We start from the raw sequence: 4,630 nt of genomic DNA on the forward strand, positions 1-4,630 counted from the left end.
GCAGGAACTCGGCCTTGGCCATTACGAGGGGCGAGGTTGGCGCGGCTTTCATCATCACGCCACAATGTGCATCGCCGCCTACGGATTCCTGATCTCCGAGAGGGAAGCGATTCACCCCTCAGGACCACGCAACACGATTCTCATCAAAAAACATCCCCTTCCCGCAGGTTATCGACCCCGCGGATCCCCCGATCCGGCCTGAGCGTAACGTGCCAAACTCAATCACCTCCGTCCGCATCGCCATCGCGCGCCTTCGCCTGCTCGTATTGTGCCAGCGCCCGCAGATGCCGCGGGGCGCCAAAACCGTCCCGCGCGGCGATTTGCGCGCACACAACCCGCCATTTTTCAGCGCGCGCGGCACAATGCGCGGCGTTGGCCGCCCAATCGGGATCGTAATACGGGTTCGGCGTGCCAGCCATCTCATGCCTCTATACGGAGCCAGCCTGCTTCAGCCCCCGTTTCAAGCTTTGCGCAGCAGAAACAGCCCCTGTTCACCAAACAAATTCGCCAGCGCCGGCCAGCGCCGCCAGGGCGCGCGCGCGCCCTCCTCGTCAGCTGCCAGCCATTCCTCAACGATATACCCATCCGCCGCGCAGAGGTCGAAGAAATCGCGGATCGTGCAGGGGTGGATGTTGGGCGTCTCGTACCACATCCGGCTCCAGTTCTTGGTCATCGGCATCCGCCCGGTGAACAGCATCTGCAACCGCAACGTCCAATGGCCAAAATTCGGAAAACTCACGATCGCATGCGTGCCGATCCGCAACATCTGGCGCAACACCTCGCGCGGCTTCTCCACCGCCTGCAAGGTGCGCGAGAGCACCACATAATCAAACGCCCCGTCAGGGTAGCTGGCAAGGTCGCTATCGGCATCGCCCTGCATCACCGGCAGCCCGTGCGCCACCGCCAGGGTCACCGTCGCCATGTCTATCTCCAGCCCCCGCGCATCGCAGCCCAGATTGCGGAACAAATGGTCAATCAGCGCGCCGTCGGAACAACCGATATCCAGAACCCGCGTCTTGGGCGCCACCATCCCCGCGATCAGCGCCAGATCAACACGCATTTTTTTCGAACCGCTCAACTCAACCCCGCATGCTCGGCGCATCCCGCCAGAAACCCGCGCAGCGTGCGATGAAAATCCGGCTCGTCGAGCAGGAACGCATCATGCCCCTTGTCGGATTTTATCTCCACGAACGAAACGTTCGCGGCCACATGATTGAGCGCCCGCGCGATCGCGCGTGACTGCTCGGTGGGAAACAGCCAGTCGGAATCAAAGGAAACCAGCAAAAACCGCGTTTTCGTCCCCGCGAAGGCCGAGGGCAGCACCCCGCCGTAATCGGCCGAGAGATCGAACAAATCCATCGCGCGCGTAATCGTCAGATATGAATTCGCATCGAACCGCCGCACGAAGCTGGAGCCTTGGTATTGCAGGTAGCTCTCCACCTCGAAACGGTCGCCCAACGCCGAGATCCGCGCCGTATCCTGCAGTTTGCGGCCGAACTTGCGCGTCAACGCCGCCTCGGAGACATAGGTTATGTGCGCCGTCATCCGCGCCACCGCCAAGCCACGCGCGGGCGTTACCCCGTGTTCCCAGTAGCGCCCGCCCCAGAAATCCGGGTCCGCGGCAATCGCCTGCCGGCCGATCTCATGAAAGGCGATGTTCTGCGCCGAATGATACGCTGCCGCCGCCACCGGCACGGCGGCGAATACCTGCCCCGGATACAGCGCCGCCCAGGCCAGCACCTGCATGCCGCCCATGGAGCCACCCACCACGGCGAACAACCGGCCGATCTCCAGGTGGTCGATAAAACGCTTTTGCGCACGCACCATGTCGTTAATCGTCACCGGCGGAAAATCAGTGCCCCAGGGCTGCCCAGCATGCTCGTCATGCTGGCTGCGCGGCCCCGTGGTGCCCATGCAGCCGCCTAGCACATTGGTGCAAATGACAAAGAATTTTTCCGTATCCACCGGGCGGCCGGGCCCCACCACCTGCTCCCACCAGCCGGGTTTGCCGGTCTCCGGGTTGGTCTCCGCCACATACTGGTCGCCCGTAAGCGCGTGGCAGATGAGAATCGCATTGCTCTTGGCCGCGTTCAGCTTGCCATAAGTCCGGTATGCAATGGTCAGGCTGCCCAAATGGCGGCCGCAATCAAGCGTCAAACCTTCGGCAAAGGTCACGCTCTGGTGCTGGGTCTCGGATCGGGCGGTCGTCTGGTCCATTTCTCATCACCGGATATGCGCTGCCGGGCCGCATGGTGCAATCCCCGCCCCGGCCCGCTTGGCGGCAGCAAGACAATTAGGGTATCAACCAGACGATGAACGATTTCTCCCTCCCTCCCAATGCGCTGGCGCAGCTGCGCGCCCAGCTCGACACCATCGACGACCAGATTCACGCCCTGCTGATGGCGCGCGCCGCGGTGGTTGAGAGCGTCGCGCGTGACGGCGGCAAGACCGGCACCAAAATCCGCCCGGGGCGCGAGGCCGCGATTCTACGCCGCCTTCTGGCCTGTCACAAAGGCGCGTGGCCCGCCCAGGCGATCGTGCGCATCTGGCGGGAGATTTTCGGCGCCGCCCTCATCATCGAGGGCGGGCAGACCATGGCCGTTTGCGACGGCGACGGAGGGGCCGAGCGCCTCGCCCTGGCCCGCGAACATTTCGGCCCCCTCACCCCGGTGCGCCGCCACCACAACCCGGCGCAAACCCTGGCTGATCTGGCGCGGGACGCGGCACAGCTCGCCATCCTGCCACCACCGGCCGAGGATGACGACGGGCAGGGAGGCTGGTGGCAGATGCTCACCGCCAGCGCGCCGCACCGCCTCTTCGTCATCGCCAAAATCCCCTTCTGGAGCAAACGCGCCGAAGGTTTGCCGCTAGGCGAGGCATTCGTCGTCGCTGCCGTCAGGCCCGACCCCTCCGGCCAGGACCGCAGCCTGCTCGTGCTGGAGCTCAGCGCCGGCACTTCGCGCGCACGCGTCACCTCGCTCCTCAAGGACAGCGGCTTCACCCCAGGCCAGATCTGGGTCAAACGCATCCCCGGCGACACCTCGATCCTCGCCCTGGTGGAGGTCGAGGACTTCATCGAGGACACCGACCCCCGCCTTGGCGCCATTGCGGGGCTGAACGCTCCGCCCGTCGTGATTGGCGCCTTCGCCGTGCCACTGGGCGACACACCATGAGCGCCCCGCAACCACGCCCGGAGGTTTTCTCCGTCGCTTCCTATGTCGGCGGCGAATCCGTGCTGCCGGGCTTTGCCAACCCCATCAAGCTCTCCTCCAACGAGGGCGCCTTCGGCCCGCCGCCCAGCGCGCTGGCAGCCCTTGCCGCCACGGGGGAAAAACTGCACCGCTACCCGGACGGCAGCTCCGCGAAACTACGCGCCGCCATTGGTGAAAAATTTGGCCTCGACCCCGCGAAAATCATCTGCGGCAACGGCTCGGACGAACTGCTCAGCCTGCTGATCCAGGCCTACGGCGGCCCCGGCACGGAACTGATCATGAGCGTGCACGGCTTCTCGATCTACGAGATCGCCGGCAAGCTGGCCGGGTGCACGGTTTTGAAGGCGGCGGAACAGAACCTGACCACCGATGTCGACGCCATGCTGGCCCTGGTGACCCCGCAAACCAAAATGCTGTTCCTCGCCAACCCCAACAACCCAACCGGCACGCTCCTCCCGCAATCCGAAATGCTGCGCCTGCGTGCCGGGCTGCCCGAGGACGTGCTGCTGGTGATCGACGCCGCCTACAGCGAATATGTGGACCGCCCCGATTACGACCCCGGCATCGCCCTGGTGGACGCGGGTGAAAACACGGTGATGACCCGCACCTTCTCCAAAATCTTCGGCCTCGGCGGCGCGCGGCTCGGCTGGGCCTATGCCCCCCCGCCGGTTATTGACGTACTGAACCGCATGCGCGCCCCCTTCAACGTCAGCGTCACCGCCGCCGCCGCCGGCATCGCCGCCCTGGCCGAGCCCGGCTGGCTGGAGGCCGGGCGCGCGCACAACACCCAGGCCCGCACCCGGCTGGAAGCGCGCCTCGCGCAGGTTGGCCTGAAAATCCACCCCTCGGAGGCCAACTTCACCCTGGTGGACTTTGGCAGCCCGGAGCGTGCCGCCGCGGCCGACCAGTTCCTGCGCGCACGCGGGCTTATCGTGCGTAATGTCAAATCCTACGGCCTGCCGTCCTGCCTGCGCATCACCATCGGCACCGATGATGAGTGCAACCTGGTCGCCGCCGCGCTGAACGCCTTTGTCCATGGTTGAGCCCCTCTTCAAGCGCCTGGTCATCATCGGCATCGGGCTCATCGGCAGCTCCATTGCGCGCGGCGCCAAAGCCTTCGGCGGCATCGCCGGCACGCTCGTCATCTGCGATTCCAACCCCGCCGCCCTGGCCCGCGCCGCCGAACTCGGCCTGGGTGACGCCTACGAAGCCAGCGCCGCAAAGGCCGTCGCCGGGGCCGATGGCGTGATCCTCTGCACCCCGGTCGGCACCTATGCCGCCCTCGCACAAACCATCGCGCCGCATCTGGCGCCGGGCTGCGTGCTCTCCGATGTCGGCTCGACCAAGCAGTCGGTCCTGCGCGATGTCGAACCCCTGGTCCCCGCCAACGCCGTCTGCGTCCCCGCCCACCCCATCGC

At 65.6% G+C, this 4,630-nt stretch carries 6 protein-coding genes and 1 pseudogene; 4 read left to right on the top strand and 3 right to left on the bottom strand.

Annotated features, from left to right (window positions below; all coding sequences use genetic code 11):
- Positions 1–202: pseudogene (locus tag HKL97_RS01435) on the top strand (IS701 family transposase); the annotation flags it as partial.
- 16 nt (positions 203–218) lie between these two features.
- Here the strand turns inward: HKL97_RS01435 and HKL97_RS01440 are convergent.
- Genes HKL97_RS01440 through HKL97_RS01450 form a run of 3 tightly spaced genes read right to left on the bottom strand, consistent with a single transcriptional unit; the run spans position 219 to position 2,217 of the window.
- Entirely contained in the window at positions 219–419 is a 201-nt protein-coding gene (locus HKL97_RS01440; RefSeq protein ID WP_291422135.1) for a hypothetical protein, read from the bottom strand.
- Positions 420–460: 41 nt separating this feature from the next.
- Positions 461–1,060, bottom strand: a complete 600-nt coding sequence (gene metW / locus HKL97_RS01445) for a methionine biosynthesis protein MetW (RefSeq protein ID WP_291422137.1) — start codon at positions 1,058–1,060, stop codon at positions 461–463.
- Between the two features lie 14 nt (positions 1,061–1,074).
- Positions 1,075–2,217, bottom strand: a complete 1,143-nt coding sequence (locus HKL97_RS01450; RefSeq protein WP_291422139.1) for a homoserine O-acetyltransferase — start codon at positions 2,215–2,217, stop codon at positions 1,075–1,077.
- Positions 2,218–2,312: 95 nt separating this feature from the next.
- Between HKL97_RS01450 and HKL97_RS01455 the strand changes: the two genes are divergently transcribed.
- The 3 genes from HKL97_RS01455 to HKL97_RS01465 all read left to right on the top strand — a co-directional run.
- Positions 2,313–3,173, top strand: a complete 861-nt coding sequence (locus HKL97_RS01455) for a chorismate mutase (protein WP_291422140.1) — start codon at positions 2,313–2,315, stop codon at positions 3,171–3,173.
- On the top strand, positions 3,170–4,255 hold the full coding sequence (gene hisC / locus HKL97_RS01460) for a histidinol-phosphate transaminase (protein WP_291422142.1): 1,086 nt from the start codon (positions 3,170–3,172) through the stop codon (positions 4,253–4,255). Before HKL97_RS01455 ends, hisC begins: the two co-directional genes overlap by 4 nt.
- The coding region (locus tag HKL97_RS01465; RefSeq protein WP_291422144.1) for a prephenate dehydrogenase/arogenate dehydrogenase family protein at positions 4,248–4,630 on the top strand (383 nt) is incomplete at its 3' end. The genes hisC and HKL97_RS01465, both read left to right, overlap by 8 nt.

Source organism: Acidocella sp. (genome assembly GCF_013044125.1).
In the GTDB taxonomy this organism is placed as follows: domain Bacteria; phylum Pseudomonadota; class Alphaproteobacteria; order Acetobacterales; family Acetobacteraceae; genus Acidocella.

Coding starts and splice junctions, on each gene's coding strand:
- HKL97_RS01440 (WP_291422135.1), bottom strand. CDS start 419: ATGGCTGGCACGCCGAACCCGTATTACGATCCCGATTGGGCGGCCAAC.
- hisC (WP_291422142.1), top strand. CDS start 3,170: ATGAGCGCCCCGCAACCACGCCCGGAGGTTTTCTCCGTCGCTTCCTAT.
- HKL97_RS01455 (WP_291422140.1), top strand. CDS start 2,313: ATGAACGATTTCTCCCTCCCTCCCAATGCGCTGGCGCAGCTGCGCGCC.
- HKL97_RS01450 (WP_291422139.1), bottom strand. CDS start 2,217: ATGGACCAGACGACCGCCCGATCCGAGACCCAGCACCAGAGCGTGACC.
- metW (WP_291422137.1), bottom strand. CDS start 1,060: ATGCGTGTTGATCTGGCGCTGATCGCGGGGATGGTGGCGCCCAAGACG.